Genomic DNA, 15,113 nt, shown 5'->3' on the forward strand with positions numbered 1-15,113 from the left:
CAGCCTCTTTGCGCAACAAAGCCTCTCAAAGCCACAAACGTTCGCCCGGGGCTCAGGGGTCATTGAGGTGGAGTTCGGCAGCCGTGAAATGGCTGAGGCTCCCCGCCCTCGGACTGGTTCACGACGGAGGTCACCAGAGCGCGCGGCTATTGCAACGAGGTTTCTCCCGCATATTGTGAGTTCATCTGAGCATCAATCTCGCGGTCGCAGCGAACGGCCGGTCTGGTGATGCCGCATGGCAGCGGTCGGCCCGTGTTCGAAGGTCCGGTTAGGGCCGGTCGCGGCAGGTGCGCCCATGCTGCGACTGCGAAGCCTTCTACGACAAACGCGGTCAGTTTGGGCTCGGAGCCGTCATGCGGCGACGCAGCGGGTCGTGCGCTTGGTAGGCAGCGGCGGCCGTCGCTCCCGGCCCTCTCCGGACATTCGCCGGGTAGGCAATCGCTGCAGTCCGGCTTCCCCGAACAGGTCATTCGTCCATCGCGCAGCATTTTCGGAGTGTGAAAGTCGGGAGAGCGGCCCTCGAACGGCCGGAGGGAGCCTGGCAACTGGTGCATTGCTGGACCCACCTCCGACGGCGCTTCGTGAAGCAGCGGGAGACCGATGGCTCGCCCATCGCGGAGCAGGTCTTGCATCGGATCGCCAACCTCTATGCCGTCGAGAAGGCGGTGCGCTGCGGGCCGCCCGTGACCCGGCTGGCCCCGCGGAGGGCGCGCGCCGCACCCATCGTCGCCGCCTTCTGCCCCTTGCTCGAGGCACAACTCTCGCGCATCCCCCGCTCGACGAAGCTCGCCGAGGACATCCGCTATACCCTCGGCCTCTGGCCCGGTCTGATCCGCTTCCTCGGGGACGGCCAGCTCGAGCAGAATACCAACCCGGTGGAGAACCAGATCCGCAGTATTGCCCTTACGAGGAAGAACGCGCTGTTCGCCGGGCACGAGGTCGGGGCCGAGAACAGGGCGATGCTCGCCTCGCTGATCGCCACCTGCAAGATGCGCGACGTGAACCCCGTCAACTACATCGCCCAGACCCTGCGGGCGCTTCTCGACGGCCATCCCAATAGCCGGATCAAAGCGCTTATGCCCTGGCAATTCCAGGACCCGTCAAGCCTCGCAGCGTAGGGGGTCGGGAAGGCGCTTACTGACCTTGGACATCGCGTTGATCAGCTGCTCTTCGGCAAGCCATTTTATGCAGATGAGGGGCTTAAAACCCAACCTTCTCCAAAATTCCAGTTATTGATAACTCATGACTTGAATAGACTGACGCAAATCAACCCCACCGCCCACTGTGACGCCATCAACGCAGCGCGATGCCCGTTCGGCCACTTTGGGCTACCGGTATCGGTAGGTTGGCGTGTAAAAGATTTCGAGGGCGGCCAGAATGGTGTCCAGCATGGTTCGCGGAATACCGAATGCGAGACGATGCGGAACAGCGACGACGCGCTGCGCCCGGGCTGACAGGCACTGCGTTTCGCCAGGCGTTCAACCCCTTGCAGCGCCGTCAGATCAGTTCTCCAAACCCTTCGCTCCAAAAACACTACTGCATCGGAGGCATCGCCGTTCTTGCGCTACGTCGCGCATAGCCTTTGCGGTCTCGATTGCGAGCGCTGCACTTTCGGCGATAGTCTTTTCCGCCATCAAATCTGTCCCGCTACCTTGCGGCTACGCGATTTGAACAGTGTTTCCGGTCTTGAGGGCATGCCTTCGTACTCGGCGACAAGGATCGACTCATTGTCCAGCGTCCTTTGGGTGGTCGTCTTCGACACGGGCGCATTCAAGCTGTGTTCGGGCGCCCCGTCCCCTGCGTAGAGATGTCTCACATGCGCCGCGGAGACGCCATCGGCCTCCATCACGAGGCGCACCATCGGATCAGCCAGCATTCCCTCGAAGAAGAAGTCGGACAACGCCTTGCCTGTCAGCTTGTCCTTGGCGCATGCGCGGTCAAGGTCGGCAAGCGAAACGGTCAGAGTCCTCGCCAGTCCCGGATGTGGTGCCATGGGATGAAGCTTCACAAGAACCGAGGCTTTCCAGGCTGCGGGAGATTGTCGGTCCGGGGGTGACGCCAACTCCGTTTCGATCTGGTATTCTCCTGGCGGGAGCGTTTCGTCTAAGCCTGGAACGATGAACGGGCGGGAAAAAACCGCAACGGTCTTGCTCGTCAGATCTTCCATCGGCGGGATCCTTTCCCTTGCTGCTGCGGGTGGTCCTCGCGCCCCCCAAACGTGAGCGTTCCGGCCAACCGTCGGGTGTGCGCGGCCGGTGATGCGAGGGCCTGAAAATTGAGTTCGATGGCATGCCTTCGTTCTCGGCCACCTGGATCGCGAAGTCCTGCGGGATTGTCGGGTGGGTTCTACAGGTCATCGTGTTGCCAACTTGACCAAGGCCGCGGCCGCAAGGGCATGTTCTTTTTGGTGGTAGTCACCGTGGAACTTGCCATCGGCCGTCACCTCCCAGATACCGTTTCTTTCGCGCACCTGAACCCCTGCCCGCTGCGCGGCCCGGGCCAAAGAAGCCCCCGGTTCTCCTCTGATACTCGGCGGCACGGGTTGCTTGTCGGTCATGTCCGGCTCCTTCTCATTGGGCGTGCGCTCTTCGCCGAGGAGCATCACGGCGCGAATGAACTCTTCCGCGTAGTCGTCCGTTTCGCGGTGGTCGTGTTCGCGCTGGGTCCGTTTCATCGGTTCCACGAACCGCTCTCGGAGGTGGTCGACGAAACGCGGCTCGGTACGTGCCATGTAAGCGATCAGGGCCTGCAGGATCCGTTCATGGGCCAGCTCGCGCCGTTCGAGATCGGTCGTCTCTGCGGCCGTCTTGGTAAGATAATTGACTGACGTCATGGCGTATCATCTTTCACGCTGCGCGGTGCGACACTGGATGTCGTGTCTTCGAGCGTGGACAGACAGGCCATCGCCTTGTCACGATCCAGCTCCTGCCATCCATTTACCAGCCAAGCGGACATCGCATGCTGACGCAGGTTAGGGGCATGGAAATTAAGTGGACGTCTTGATCAGAAGCGGACAAAAACCGGCTTCGTCAGTCCAAGTGTCGTTAGGGTGCTTCGGAAATAAGTATGGCCTTCAGCCGTCGTTAGGCATTAATTCGTTCAGCCTGAAAAATCCAATCCGGGGGGCTACAGCGCCGCTTGCGTGAGGGTCATTACACAGACTGCTTTCCGATCGCCCACATGATTACGAGTGCAGACAACGAGAGGAGGAGAATGGCGGCTGCCTCGATCAGTATGTTTTCCGGTGCCATTTCCCTGCCCTGCAGAACGGCCAGCCGTCCGACCGTAGTGATCGCAATAAAAATTGGATACACGAATAAGGAGTTACGTTTGGCATAATACACCGTGACCATTACGATCACTCCAAGATAGAGAATGATCGGCAGAATATCGGTCAGTAGGATTGTGCCAAGGCGATAGATGGTCACCGTCACTCACGGAACCACGGAGCGAGCTCAATCGAGCTACTTGCGTCAGGCTCCAAGGCTCGTTCCAAATGTCTACATCGCCGTTACCTGTCGCCCGAGTGGCTTATCACCCGGGGTTAGCCGTCAGGCACGGGAGCAGTCCCTGATAGAAGCACTTCGGCGCGCCTCAATAGGTCGGCCTGATTGCCACGGAAGGAGACACTCTCCATGCATCCCGCTATGAAGGGGCGTATCCGAGAGCTACGCGAGATGATGGAAGCGTGAATTTCTGCGCCGAGAAAAAATGGTCACTGCTCTCCGGCGAGGGTCAGACTTTCGACGAACCTAGAGACATCCGTAGCGTCGGAATTCCTGGGGCAAGGCAAGTGGTGAAAACCATCAATGGATGGTCGGCATGAATGCGATCGTCTCAGCTCGATCGATCATCCGGTTCACAGTTCGGAGGCTTGGGAAGCGTGATTTCGACGACACGGCCGCCAAGCTCTCTTCGATAGCTCCGATCGCTGTCTCTGGCAGTTTTCTCCTCTCTGCCTCACGACGTGCAAACCGCAGAATATGTTCCCGCGAAAGGTTCGAAAGCGTTAGCGGCGGACACCGGCTGAGGAGCGGTTCTGGCAGGCAATCGGAACTGTTGGCTGTCAGCACCCACCCGATCCACGACATGTCGAACTGAATCCTGTAGTAGGGGCACTGCCATGTCGCAGCGGTCGACACTTCGAGCAGTGGTAGCAGTGCATCAGTGATGCTGAACCGGATACCGCGGTTCGAAGTAACGTCACCCGCCTTCTCGACCTCATCGACTACCACGATCGGATTTGCGCTTCTCTCCCGTAGAATGGTCGTCACGACCTTGCCAGGCTCCCCGGTCGACCAGCCGCGCTGAGAGCCGACGATGGAAAAGCTTGCAGGTTCGGACGTCGCCTCAATTTTTGTTGTCGGACGCTCGAGGAATTCTCCGAACCGACGTGCCCAGAATGACTTACCGATGCCGGGAGGGCCGACCAGAAGGAGCGCCGGAAAGCGGAAGCCCGGCTCACCCTGCCGGACCGACCGTCGCATGGCGTGCCAAACGTGTTCGGTGGCCCGATCCATCCAAGGCATCTCATCATGAAGCCGCGCTGCAATCGTGTCGGCCTCGTGCTCGTCGGAAATCCCGGTTATTGGCAGGCCGTGCCTGAGAGACACCAGGCGAGCGCGATCTTCTTTGCTCAGATGATCCATCCCCGTAGAGGCATGAACACGCTCAAGGTAGGCCATGGCCCGGTTCGCAATGCGGATTTTTTCCCTCCGCTCGACGATCTCGTGAGGGGCGATCTTGTCATCTTCGGAAATGCGCCCAGCCGAGATAGCGGCGTTCTGACGGCCAATGCGAAGATCTTTCAGAAAGCGTTGTAGCCTCATCTCTACAGCATCGAGCTTCGGAATATCTTCGTAGAAGCGGACCCTGGCAAACGGAATCTTCGAGCACTTCGGCATGGGGGTGTCCTCTCAACATGCTGCGCCGCGCGGCGCTCGACCGCGGGCTGGCTCCGCCCCGCCTCAGGCGGTGGACGGGATGGATGTGAAAGGTTCCGGAACCTTGGAACTTTAAGAGAACATTGGAGAGCGTCAGTCAACGCCACGGGTAGCTCGATGGGCGAATGCTAATGCCAACACTCTTTCCCAGCGCGAGAATTCCACAACCAATTGATATTAAATGAGACTACTTCAAAAAGCGTCTCTGATGGACATTTTCCATGTGCCGGAATGGTCAAAAAACTATGGAAAAGGACATTATTCGGTGGGTCTCACAACAGACTTGAGCCTAGTGCGCGGCTATTGACAGCGCGAATAACCGCACGAGGCGCAGGTCATGCAGCCTTCGAGCATGCGCAGCTCGTATTGGCCGCACGAGGGGCACGCCTTGGCGCTTGGGGCGTCGAGGCCGACCACCTGTGCCTGTGGGTCGGATTTGAGCCCCATGCCTTCGCCTTCGAGGAAACCAATGGCGACGAGGTGCTGCTCGATCGCGCCGCCGATCGCGGCGAGGATCGAGGGGATGTACTTGCCCTTCACCCAGGCGCCGCCGCGGGGGTCGAAAACGGCTTTCAGTTCCTCGACCACGAAGGACACATCACCGCCACGGCGGAAGACGGCCGAGATCATGCGGGTCAGTGCGACAGTCCAGGCGAAGTGCTCCATGTTCTTGGAGTTGATGAAAACCTCGAAGGGGCGGCGGCGGCCCCCGACGATGATGTCATTGATCGTCAGGTAGATGGCGTGCTCGCTGTCGGGCCATCTGAGCTTGTAGGTCGCGCCCTCGAGGGCCTGCGGACGGTCGAGGGGCTCAGACATGTAGACGACGTCGCCGTGGGGTCGGTTGGGCTCGGCCGCGGAGGTCACGATGGTTTCGCCCGGGACGCCGGTCATCCCGAATGCCAGCCATCCGGCGTCCACGTCGAGCGCGGTGGCCAGACGCGCCGCATCTCTCTTCGAGAGCTCCCGAAAATCGGGATCGCCAGGCGATTTAAAGTACCGGTCGAGAGAGGAACGTTCGACGCCGGACGCATCCGCAAGTTCGGCAGTCCCGCTCAAGGATCTTCGCTTCATCGCCCAGCGCAGGCGATCTGCGGTCGTCTGAAGGTCCGGCAGGGCATTGCCCGCGGCCTCGGTCACGCTCAGCACGCTTCCCGTCACCTCGTTCGGGCGATAGGTGGTGCAGCCCTTGCAGCCGGTCTCGTAGGCCATGGCGTAGACATCCTTGAAGGCTTCGAAGGAGATGTCGGCAGGGCAGTTGATGGTCTTCGAAATCGAGGAATCCACCCATTTCTGCGCTGCAGCCTGCATGCGGACGTGATCCTCGGGGTCGAGCTCCTGCGCGTTGACGAACCAGCCCGGCAATTCGGCGTCGCCGTTCGCCTGACGCCACATCTGGACGGCGTAGTCGGTGACCTTCTCCTCGGTCCGGGCGCCGTCCTTCTGCAGGACCTTTCGGGTGTATTCGTAGGCGAAGACCGGCTCGATGCCCGAGGACACATTGCCGGCAAGCAGCGAGATCGTGCCCGTCGGCGCGATCGACGTCAGGAGCGCGTTGCGGATGCCGTAGGCGCGGACCGCCTCGCGCACGTCCTCGTCCATCGCCATCATCGTGCCGGAGGCGAGAAAGGCCTCGGCGTCGAAGAGCGGAAACGGGCCCTTCTCCTTTGCTAGATCGACGCTGGCGAGATAGGCGGCGCGGGCGATGCGCTTGAGCCAGGCCTCGCTCCGGGCAGCAGCCTCCTCGGTCCCGTAGCGCAGGCCGAGCATGAGGAGCGCGTCGGCGAGGCCGGTGACGCCGAGGCCGATGCGCCGCTTGGCCTGCGCCTCGCGTGCCTGCGCCTCGAGCGGGAAGCGCGAGGCGTCGACCACGTTGTCCATCATGCGCACGGCGGTGCGGACGAGATTGTCGAGGGCGGCGTCGTCGAGAGCGGCGGCATCGGTGAAGGGCTCCGTCACCAGCCGAGCGAGGTTCACGGAGCCAAGAAGACACGCGCCATAGGGCGGCAAGGGCTGCTCGCCGCAGGGATTGGTGGCGGCGATCTCTTCGCAATACGCCAAGTTGTTGGCTTTGTTGATCCTGTCGATAAAGATGACGCCGGGCTCGGCATAGTCGTAGGTCGCCCGCATGATGCGGTTCCAGAGATCGCGGGCGGGCACCGTGCGGTAGACCCGGCCTCCGAAAATCAGGTCCCACGCCTCGTCCGCCTTGACGGCCTCCATGAAGGCATCGGTAACGAGGACGGAGAGGTTGAACATGCGCAGGCGGGCGCTGTCGGACTTGGCGCCGATGAAATCCTCGATGTCGGGATGGTCGCAGCGCATCGTCGCCATCATCGCGCCGCGGCGCGAGCCCGCCGACATGATCGTGCGGCACATCGAATCCCAGACATCCATGAACGACAGTGGCCCGGAGGCGTCCGCCGCGACCCCGGAGACCGCGGCGCCCTTGGGACGGATGGTCGAGAAATCGTAGCCGATCCCGCCGCCCTGCTGCATGGTCAGCGCGGCCTCCTTCAGCATGTCGAATATGCCTGCCATGCTATCGGGGATCGTCCCCATCACGAAGCAGTTGAAGAGCGTCACCGAGCGGGCCGTTCCGGCACCTGCGATGATCCGCCCCGCGGGCAGGTACTTGAAGTCCTCGAGCGCGGTGTAGAACTTGTCCTCCCATACCCCGGGATCGGATTCGGTCTGCGCCAGGGCGCGGGCGATGCGGCGCCAGGTGTCCTCGACCGACATGTCGACCGGCGTGCCGTCGGCCTCTTTGAGGCGGTACTTCATGTCCCAGATCTGTTCGGCGATGGGGGCGGCGAAACGGCTCATGGGCGGAATTCCCTCTGGCGGCGGCAGCCCACTAGGGTTTGAACGGCGCGGGCGAAGGCCTACAATATAAGCGGTGGCGAGCGGAGATTCCATGACGAATAGCACGGTGCATCTGGTCAAGCTGAGTGCAGGGACCGAGGCGGTCGAGGGACTGGCGCGGTGGCAGGCCTCGGCGGCGGCGAAGGGCCCCGACGGCAACCCGCGGCACGTGACGCGCATGTGGCCCAAGCGCGAGGCGGAGGTGCTGAACGGCGGGTCGATCTTCTGGGTGATCAAGGGGCTGATCCAGTGCCGCCAGCGCATCCTCCGGCTCGACGAGGTGACGGGTGGCGAGGGAATCCGGCGCTGCGCGATCGTGCTCGACCCGGAGATCCTGCGCGTCACCCCTGCCCCGCGCCGGCCATTCCAGGGTTGGCGGTACCTCTCGACGACCGATGCGCCCGAGGATCTGCGCCCGGGCCGCGAGACCGACGACGCGCTGCCGCCGGACCTCGCGGGCGCCCTGGCAGAGATCGGGGTGCTCTAGCACCTGGCATTGCCCACGGCCTCGATCCGCAAGACCGCTCGTGCGTCACGGCACCGGACCTGCGCGGATCAACGCACTGGCGTTCGGCGTGCACGCCGCTAGCCTCTCGCCCGAACCACACCGGTACGGAGATCACTCATGACCTATACGCCCCCCGACGTCTGGACCTGGGACAGCGAGAGCGGCGGCACCTGGGCGAGCCTCAATCGCCCCATCGCCGGCCCGACCCACGACAAGGAGCTGCCCGTCGGATCGCATCCCTTCCAGCTCTACTCGCTGGCGACGCCCAACGGGGTGAAGGTGACCGTCCTCTTCGAGGAGCTCCTCGCCGCGGGACATACCGGCGCCGAATACGATGCCTGGCTGATCCGCATCCAGGAGGGCGACCAGTTCGGCTCGGGCTTCGTCGAGGTGAATCCCAACTCGAAGATCCCCGCGCTGATGGACCGGTCCGGAGCCGAGCCCGTCCGCATCTTCGAGAGCGGCGCGATCCTGCTGCATCTCGCCGAGAAGTTCGGCGCCTTCCTCGGGGATGCATCGAACCGCCCAGAGATGCTGTCGTGGCTCTTCTGGCAGATGGGCAGCGCACCCTATCTCGGCGGCGGCTTCGGGCATTTCTACGCCTACGCGCCGGAACCGATGGAGTATCCGATCAACCGCTTCGCGATGGAGGTGAAGCGCCAGCTCGACGTACTGAACCGCACGCTCGCCGATCGGAGGTTCCTGACCGGCGACGACTACACAATCGCCGACATGGCGAACTGGGCGTGGTACGGGCAGCTCGCGCTCGGGCGGCAATACAATGCCGGGACCTTCCTGCAGGTGGAGAGCTACGAGCATGTCCAGCGGTGGGCCAAGGAGATCGACGCGCGCCCGGCGGTCCAACGCGGCCGCATGGTCAACCGAACCTTCGGCGAGCCCGAGACGCAGCTTCACGAACGCCACGACGCCTCGGATTTCGACACCAAGACGCAGGACAAGGTCGGCGCCGAATGAGCGAGCCGAATTCGGCGATGGCGGAGGCCTGGGGCGGCGACATGGGCCGCCGCTGGGTCCTGCTCGACGCCGATCTGCAAGCCCAGATGGCGGAGGTGCACGCGGCGCTGATGACCCGGGCGCGCCTGCAACCGGGCGAGCGCGTGCTCGATCTCGGCTGCGGCTCGGGCGCGGTGACACGGGACGCGGCCAGCGCCGTCGGGCCCGAGGGGTCGGTGCTCGGCCTGGATCTCTCCGCACCCCTGCTGGAGCTCGCCCGGCGCCGCGCGCCCGAGAACGCGCGGGTGGCTCTTGGCGACGCCCAGGCCTTCCACTTCGGGGGCGACACTTTCGACGTCGTTCTCTCGCGGTTCGGGGTGATGTTCTTCGATGATCCCGTCGCGGCCTTTGCGAATGTCCGCGCAGCGATGGTCCCCGGCGCACGGCTCGTCTTTGCCGCATGGGCCGAGGGCACCGCCAATCCGTGGTTCTCGCGGCCGCGAGAGGTGGCGGAAGAGCGTCTCGGCAGGATGCCCGCCGCGGATCCCGACGCCCCGGGCCCCCTCGCCTTCCGCCATCCGGACCGCGTCCTCCCGATCCTTTTGCGCGCGGGCTTTGCGGAGGCGCGGTCCGAGGGTGTGGATCTGCACCTCACGCAGCCCGATGGCTGGAGCGCGATGGAGCGGCTGCTCCCCGCGATCGGGCCCATTCCGGGGATCATGCGGGAGAAGGGCGGAAACGATGCGGATCTTCGCGCCATCATCGACGCGCTCAGGCAGGAATGGGAGCCCCATCTCGGCGAGGGCGGACTGCGTCTTCCGGCACGCATCGTGATCTACAGCGCCGAAAACGCCGGCTGAACCGCAAGACGGCCGGCCCCGCGTCTCGCAGGACCGGCCGTCGCATCGAAGTCGCAGAGCTTACTGCAGCTCGCCCATCACCGCCTCGACGCCGTCCTCGCCGTCGGCCGTGGTGACGCCTTCGAGCCAGCCTTCGACAACATCCGTGTTCGCCGCCAGCCAGTCGCGCGCCGCATCCTCGGGGTCCATCCCTTCATCGAGAATGCCCGCCATGATCTCGTTCTCCATCTCGAGCGTGAAGGAGAGGTTCTGCAGCAGCGTGCCGACGTTCGGGCACTCGTCGGAGAAGCCGGCGCGCGTGTTGGTGTAGACCGTTGCGCCGCCGAGGTTCGGACCGAAATAGTCGTCGCCCCCCGTCAGGTAAGTCAGATCGAAATTTGCGTTCATCGGGTGGGGTTCCCAGCCGAGGAAGACGATCGGCTCGTCCCGGTCCGAGGCGCGCGCCACCTGCGCGAGCATCCCCTGCTCGGAGCTCTCGCGGATGTCGAACTCGCCGAGGCCGAAGGCGTTGTCCTCGATCATCGACAGGATCAGTCGGTTGCCGTCGTTGCCGGGCTCGATGCCGTAGATCGTCTCGTCGAGCGCCTCCGCGTGCTCGGCGATGGCCTCGAAGCTGTCGATGCCGAGCTCGGCGCCCGCCGCGTTGGTCGCGAGCGTGTACTTTGCACCTTCGAGGTTCGCGCGCACGGTCTCGACCGAGCCGTCCTCGCGATAAGGCGCGATGTCGTTCTCCATGGTCGGCATCCAGTTGCCGAGGAAGACGTCGATGTCGCCGTCGGCCATGGACGTGTAGGTGACCGGAACCGAAAGAACCTTGGTCTCGGTCTCGTAGCCGAGGGCCTGCAGCACCAGCGTCGTCGCCGCCGTGGTCGCGGTGATGTCGGTCCAGCCAACATCGGCGAATGTCACTTCCTCGCAAGCGGCCTGCGCGTGGGCCGCATTCGCGGCAAGCGCCAGCGCGGCGGCGGTCGTGAGCATGGATTTCATGTCCGTCTCCCTTCGAGTGGTTATGATCGTGGTCCGGGGCGCATCATGGCGATATTGACTGGCTAATCAACCGCCCCGCCCATGGTGGGCCGTATGCCCGATGCGCGAGGACATAGAAGTCCGGGCGCGCGCAGCAAAATTTCCCGAAGCGGCCGGTCTCCTGCCACAAAGTCATCGTCTATTCCGGACCTCCGAAAACCGATGCCAAGGTCCAGACGAGCGATGAACGCGGCCACCTCCGTCCTCGCACCTCCGCCCCCGAAACGGCTCGAGGATATGCAGCTTTCACTGGTGATGATGCGCTACATCGTCCTCAAGACGATGTTCCGCAAGAACACGGGCACCGTGTCGGACCTCGCCCGCGCGCTCTGCCTTCCGGTCCCCATCACGCAGGAGCTCGTCGATCGCGCGCGCGCCCAGCTGCTGCTCGAGGCGATGGGCACGCTGAGCGCCGGCGCTTCGGCCGAGATGACCTACCAGCTGACCGACACCGGCCGCGCCCGGGCACAGGATGCGCTGGCGCAGTCCGAATATTACGGCGCGATGCCGGTCCCCCTGCCCGTCTACCGAGAGCAGGTCGAGCGCCAGTCGATCCGAAACGTTCAGATGACCCGCGATCGGCTCGCCGCGGCCATGGGTCATCTCGTTCTGCCCGACTCCCTTCTCGCCGATCTCGGCCCGGCCATCGGCGCGGGACGCTCGATCCTGATGTACGGGCCGCCGGGGAACGGCAAGTCCTCGATCTCCAACGGTATCCGCGATGCGCTCGGCGACAAGATCTACGTGCCCCGCGCGCTCGAATATGCGGGCCAGGTGATCACGGTCTACGATCCGATCGTGCATTCCGCGGCGGAGGAACAGCTGGAGGACGCAACCCAGCTGAGGCGCCGCGTCCTCTTCGACAGCCGCTATGTCCTCTGCGAGCGCCCCACGGTCATCACCGGGGGGGGAGCTGTCGCTCGAGATGCTCGACCTCGTCTACAACCCGACGGCGCGCACCTACCAGGCTCCGCTGCAGCTCAAGTCCACCGGCGGGATATTCATCGTCGACGACCTCGGGCGGCAGGCGGAACCGCCGCAGAAACTGGTGAATCGCTGGATCGTCCCCCTCGAGGAGGCCAAGGACATTCTGGCGCTCCAGTCGGGCGAGAAGTTCGAGGTGCCCTTCGACACTCTGGTGATCTTCTCGACCAACTTCCATCCGAACGAGATCTTCGATCAGGCCGCTCTGCGCAGGATCTTCTTCAAGATCAAGATCGAGGGCCCGAGCCAGGAAAACTTCCTCAAGATCTTCGCTCTCGTCGCCCGCAGGAAGAAGATGCAGCTTTGCGAGCAGAGCCTCGTGCATCTTCTCAAGACGAAGTACCCGACGATCGGCAATGTGTACGCCAATTACCAGCCCGTCTTCCTCATCGACCAGATGATCGCAGTCTGCGATTTCGAGGGCATGCCCTACAAGATGACCCCCGACCTCGTCGACCGGGCCTGGGCGAACATGTTCGTCAGGGACGAGATGATCGTGAGGTGACTGCAGCGGATGGCTCTCGGATGCGGGAAAAAGTGCGGAGCGACGCGGCGGAAAGTGTGGCGAACCCGCTTGACGATGCCTCCCGCCCTGTCTATCCAGCGCCACGCTCTTGGCGGAGTAGCTCAGTTGGTTAGAGCAGAGGAATCATAATCCTTGTGTCGGGGGTTCAAGTCCCTCCTCCGCTACCATTGCCTTCCCGTAAGTCCCCTCAAGATAACGGGAATTACTCGAGCGTTCATCGCGGTACCATCAATTTTACCATCAGTTAGCTCGGTGACTTCACTCGCCGCGCCTCATCAATTCTCATACTGAGATACTGCATGCCGCACGGCGGCGACGCCTGCCAACGCGCTCCAAACAACCATCGCGGGCGGCCAATCATCCGTTAACAGTTGCAAGTGTAAGAATGCGATGCTCTTCTGGTCCGATATTTGATCGGATTATTTTTGGAGCGAACAATGTCTCTTCGGATGCTGGCATTTACTCTGACAGTTGCAGCCCCCTCGCTAGCCGCGGCACAAGATTTTCAACCGGAGCTTTTCGTGGACCGCCTTAATGAAGCGGTTGACGCGCTTAACAGCGATGACTCGAACGTGGCGATACTTGCAGGCTACGCCTGTGAAGTTGCGCTTCAGGCAACCGAGATTTCTCTTACTGATCAGTTCTTCGACGTCATGGAAGAGCTTGGGATTGGCGTCGACGAGGTGGAAGGCACCAGGGCCGATGACGAAGACTTCTTGAGTTTCGAGCTTGATGCTTTCGAAAGCTTCGGAGCTTCAGAACAAACAATGTCGTTTCTTCGGACGCACATGACGAACTCCCCGGAAATAGGTCAAACTGCCCTCGCGGAGCCAAGCGTGGCGGCGAGTGCACTGGAGGAGTTCACATCTTCCGCTTGCGAGGCAGCCGCTCGCACCATTCCTATGCTCAATGACAATGAGAATTTTGATCCAGCCGGCGATTTCGTCTTCGCGTCGGACCAAGAGCGGTCGAAGCTCAAGACCGACATGCAAGATGCCTTGCGTGAGATGGCTGAAGCGTCGTCCACGGAAGCAGCTGCCGAAAGCGGTGGCTCTGAAACGATTGCCGAAAGTGGCAGTTCTGAGATGACCGCGGAAAGCAGTGGCTCTGGGGAACAGTCCGCAGAAGCTTCAGAAGGGTCTACCGACGCCGAAAACACCGAGGACGAGTCCGTAGCCCGGGCAGCGGCTATGGGAGTACTGGGCTTGGCGGTAATAGCCGTTGATGGTGCCATCACTGTGAAGACAGGCGGGATGGCAGCGGCCATTTTTGGTATAGCTTCCGGAGGGTGGGGATGGAACCGCGTCGAGGAAGCCACCTCGGCGATACGAAATTCATAGGACGATGAGCCGCAGAGGGAAGATGGATATGCCCAGCTTGTTCACTAGGAACTTTTGGTTTGCCTTTGCTCGCTACTGCCTCGCGGTATGCTTGGGCTTCGGCGTAGCGACTATCATCGGGGTTCCTTTTCAGACGGTAGTGGAGCTTGCAGCTGGAGCAATTCTTGGCTTCCCAGCAGCCTACTCGCTCTCTCGCGGTCAGGGCTCCGCAACTAGCTTCGGCTAGGTCAACATTCCATCCTTGAGCGGACGTTGTAGTCGCTTCGCGTCGCTCCACGCCTCCTCCAGCCAAGCCTCCCACTCTTCTACGGTGGAGAGGATGACAGGCATCGCCTTGGGATGCACCTTCGCCACTTCCGCGTTCGGCTCGGTGGTCAGGAAACCGTATAGGTCGGCCGTTACCTCGCCCTCTTTCATCTTCCTTACCGACGTCCATCCCGGCACGAATATCCCAGCGAAGAACGCAATCGGCCGCGTTTCGTCGAGCGCGAACCAGACCGCCTCATACTTGCCATCGGCGTTCCGGCTCGGCTCCGAGAATGCGGTGAACGGCACGAGGCAGCGATGCTCTGGCCCTAGCCAACGCTTCCAGTGCGGTGACTTGGTGTTCCGGACGTTGGTGACGCCCTTGTCCACCTTCTTGCCCTTCAGCGCGAACTGCGGCGATGGCAGACCCCAGCGAGCCTGCGCGAGTTCGAGACCGTCGTCGCCGTGTCTGATGATCGGCGCGCTGTAGTCCGGGTAGACCTCGGCAAGGTCCGGCAGGTTGCCCGCGCGATCCTTGACGCCGTCGAAGAGTTCGCGGATCGCGGCTTGGCCCTTGGATATGGAGTACAGATTGCACATTGCCGCCCTCTTGAGCCGATCCCCTCAGCATAGGGGAATGCCAACCGGCAGCTCAAAGATGCCGATGTTCCGCTGAAATAAACTATGTCTCGAGGAACTGTCTCGCGCTTCTTTCCACATCAAGTCCGCCCTCACGGTTATGCGAGATCCGAAACGCCAGTCGGACTGAAGGCGAGCAGAGAGGCAGTGACGCGCAGGCCGCTAGGCTACCCAAAGCATGGACGAGATCATCGATTGAAGATCAGACCCAGCGCGGCTTTC

General features: G+C 62.5%; 12 protein-coding genes, 1 tRNA gene and 1 pseudogene. 7 read left to right on the forward strand and 7 right to left on the reverse strand.

Annotation, left to right across the window (positions count from 1 at the left end):
• The first annotated feature begins 497 nt into the window (after window positions 1-497).
• Window positions 498-1,118, forward strand: a complete 621-nt coding sequence (locus tag OCH239_RS22390) for an IS66 family transposase (RefSeq protein WP_162150031.1) — start codon at window positions 498-500, stop codon at window positions 1,116-1,118.
• A gap of 515 nt (window positions 1,119-1,633) precedes the next feature.
• On the opposite strand, the gene OCH239_RS19700 is transcribed toward OCH239_RS22390, so the two are convergent.
• From OCH239_RS19700 to OCH239_RS19720, 5 genes are all read right to left on the reverse strand, one after another.
• A complete protein-coding gene (locus OCH239_RS19700) occupies window positions 1,634-2,167 on the reverse strand; it encodes a hypothetical protein (RefSeq protein ID WP_051489646.1) in 534 nt (177 codons plus the stop codon).
• Between the two features lie 186 nt (window positions 2,168-2,353).
• On the reverse strand, window positions 2,354-2,833 hold the full coding sequence (locus OCH239_RS19705) for a hypothetical protein (protein ID WP_037266752.1): 480 nt from the start codon (window positions 2,831-2,833) through the stop codon (window positions 2,354-2,356).
• Window positions 2,834-3,152: 319 nt separating this feature from the next.
• The gene (locus OCH239_RS19710; protein WP_211242034.1) at window positions 3,153-3,428 is read right to left on the reverse strand and encodes a phosphate-starvation-inducible PsiE family protein; all 276 of its coding nucleotides are present in this window, start codon (window positions 3,426-3,428) and stop codon (window positions 3,153-3,155) included.
• A gap of 378 nt (window positions 3,429-3,806) precedes the next feature.
• Window positions 3,807-4,904 (reverse strand): AAA family ATPase, encoded by a 1,098-nt coding sequence (locus OCH239_RS19715; RefSeq protein ID WP_037266757.1) that lies wholly within the window; start codon window positions 4,902-4,904, stop codon window positions 3,807-3,809.
• A 339-nt stretch (window positions 4,905-5,243) separates the two neighbouring features.
• Window positions 5,244-7,769, reverse strand: coding sequence for an adenosylcobalamin-dependent ribonucleoside-diphosphate reductase (locus tag OCH239_RS19720; protein ID WP_037266759.1), 2,526 nt, complete (start codon window positions 7,767-7,769; stop codon window positions 5,244-5,246).
• Window positions 7,770-7,860: 91 nt separating this feature from the next.
• On the opposite strand from OCH239_RS19720, the gene OCH239_RS19725 reads away from it, so the two are divergent.
• The 3 genes from OCH239_RS19725 (at window position 7,861) to OCH239_RS19735 (ending at window position 10,130) form a co-directional block, all read left to right on the forward strand.
• Window positions 7,861-8,295, forward strand: coding sequence for a DUF1489 family protein (locus tag OCH239_RS19725; protein WP_037266762.1), 435 nt, complete (start codon window positions 7,861-7,863; stop codon window positions 8,293-8,295).
• A gap of 138 nt (window positions 8,296-8,433) precedes the next feature.
• Window positions 8,434-9,291: a glutathione-dependent disulfide-bond oxidoreductase gene (yghU, locus tag OCH239_RS19730; RefSeq protein WP_037266765.1), complete on the forward strand. Its 858-nt coding sequence runs from the start codon at window positions 8,434-8,436 to the stop codon at window positions 9,289-9,291.
• The gene (locus OCH239_RS19735) at window positions 9,288-10,130 is read left to right on the forward strand and encodes a class I SAM-dependent methyltransferase (RefSeq protein ID WP_037266768.1); all 843 of its coding nucleotides are present in this window, start codon (window positions 9,288-9,290) and stop codon (window positions 10,128-10,130) included. The genes yghU and OCH239_RS19735 overlap by 4 nt, the downstream gene beginning before the upstream one ends.
• Window positions 10,131-10,190: 60 nt before the next feature.
• Here OCH239_RS19735 and choX read toward each other — a convergent pair whose 3' ends face one another.
• Complete coding sequence (choX, locus tag OCH239_RS19740) at window positions 10,191-11,117, reverse strand: choline ABC transporter substrate-binding protein (RefSeq protein ID WP_084782704.1); 927 nt, start codon at window positions 11,115-11,117, stop codon at window positions 10,191-10,193.
• Window positions 11,118-11,339: 222 nt separating this feature from the next.
• Here choX and OCH239_RS19745 point away from each other — a divergent pair.
• From OCH239_RS19745 to OCH239_RS19755, 3 genes and pseudogenes are all read left to right on the forward strand, one after another.
• Window positions 11,340-12,645: pseudogene (locus tag OCH239_RS19745) on the forward strand (ATPase).
• Window positions 12,646-12,756: 111 nt separating this feature from the next.
• A tRNA-Met gene (locus OCH239_RS19750) sits at window positions 12,757-12,833 on the forward strand.
• Window positions 12,834-13,103: 270 nt separating this feature from the next.
• Window positions 13,104-14,006: a hypothetical protein gene (locus tag OCH239_RS19755; protein ID WP_037266769.1), complete on the forward strand. Its 903-nt coding sequence runs from the start codon at window positions 13,104-13,106 to the stop codon at window positions 14,004-14,006.
• A gap of 222 nt (window positions 14,007-14,228) precedes the next feature.
• Here the strand turns inward: OCH239_RS19755 and OCH239_RS19765 are convergent, their stop codons facing one another.
• Window positions 14,229-14,852 (reverse strand): SOS response-associated peptidase, encoded by a 624-nt coding sequence (locus tag OCH239_RS19765; RefSeq protein ID WP_037266773.1) that lies wholly within the window; start codon window positions 14,850-14,852, stop codon window positions 14,229-14,231.
• Window positions 14,853-15,113: the final 261 nt, after the last annotated feature.

It is taken from the genome of Roseivivax halodurans JCM 10272 (assembly GCF_000521785.1).
In the GTDB taxonomy this organism is placed as follows: Bacteria; Pseudomonadota; Alphaproteobacteria; order Rhodobacterales; family Rhodobacteraceae; genus Roseivivax; species Roseivivax halodurans.

What these genes read in the sequence shown, in the direction of transcription:
- yghU (WP_037266765.1), top strand. Translation starts at nt 8,434, where the DNA reads ATGACCTATACGCCCCCCGACGTCTGGACCTGGGACAGCGAGAGCGGC.
- OCH239_RS19755 (WP_037266769.1), top strand. Translation starts at nt 13,104, where the DNA reads ATGTCTCTTCGGATGCTGGCATTTACTCTGACAGTTGCAGCCCCCTCG.
- OCH239_RS19705 (WP_037266752.1), bottom strand. Translation starts at nt 2,833, where the DNA reads ATGACGTCAGTCAATTATCTTACCAAGACGGCCGCAGAGACGACCGAT.
- OCH239_RS19720 (WP_037266759.1), bottom strand. Translation starts at nt 7,769, where the DNA reads ATGAGCCGTTTCGCCGCCCCCATCGCCGAACAGATCTGGGACATGAAG.
- OCH239_RS19715 (WP_037266757.1), bottom strand. Translation starts at nt 4,904, where the DNA reads ATGCCGAAGTGCTCGAAGATTCCGTTTGCCAGGGTCCGCTTCTACGAA.
- OCH239_RS19765 (WP_037266773.1), bottom strand. Translation starts at nt 14,852, where the DNA reads ATGTGCAATCTGTACTCCATATCCAAGGGCCAAGCCGCGATCCGCGAA.
- choX (WP_084782704.1), bottom strand. Translation starts at nt 11,117, where the DNA reads ATGAAATCCATGCTCACGACCGCCGCCGCGCTGGCGCTTGCCGCGAAT.
- OCH239_RS19700 (WP_051489646.1), bottom strand. Translation starts at nt 2,167, where the DNA reads ATGGAAGATCTGACGAGCAAGACCGTTGCGGTTTTTTCCCGCCCGTTC.
- OCH239_RS19725 (WP_037266762.1), top strand. Translation starts at nt 7,861, where the DNA reads ATGACGAATAGCACGGTGCATCTGGTCAAGCTGAGTGCAGGGACCGAG.
- OCH239_RS19735 (WP_037266768.1), top strand. Translation starts at nt 9,288, where the DNA reads ATGAGCGAGCCGAATTCGGCGATGGCGGAGGCCTGGGGCGGCGACATG.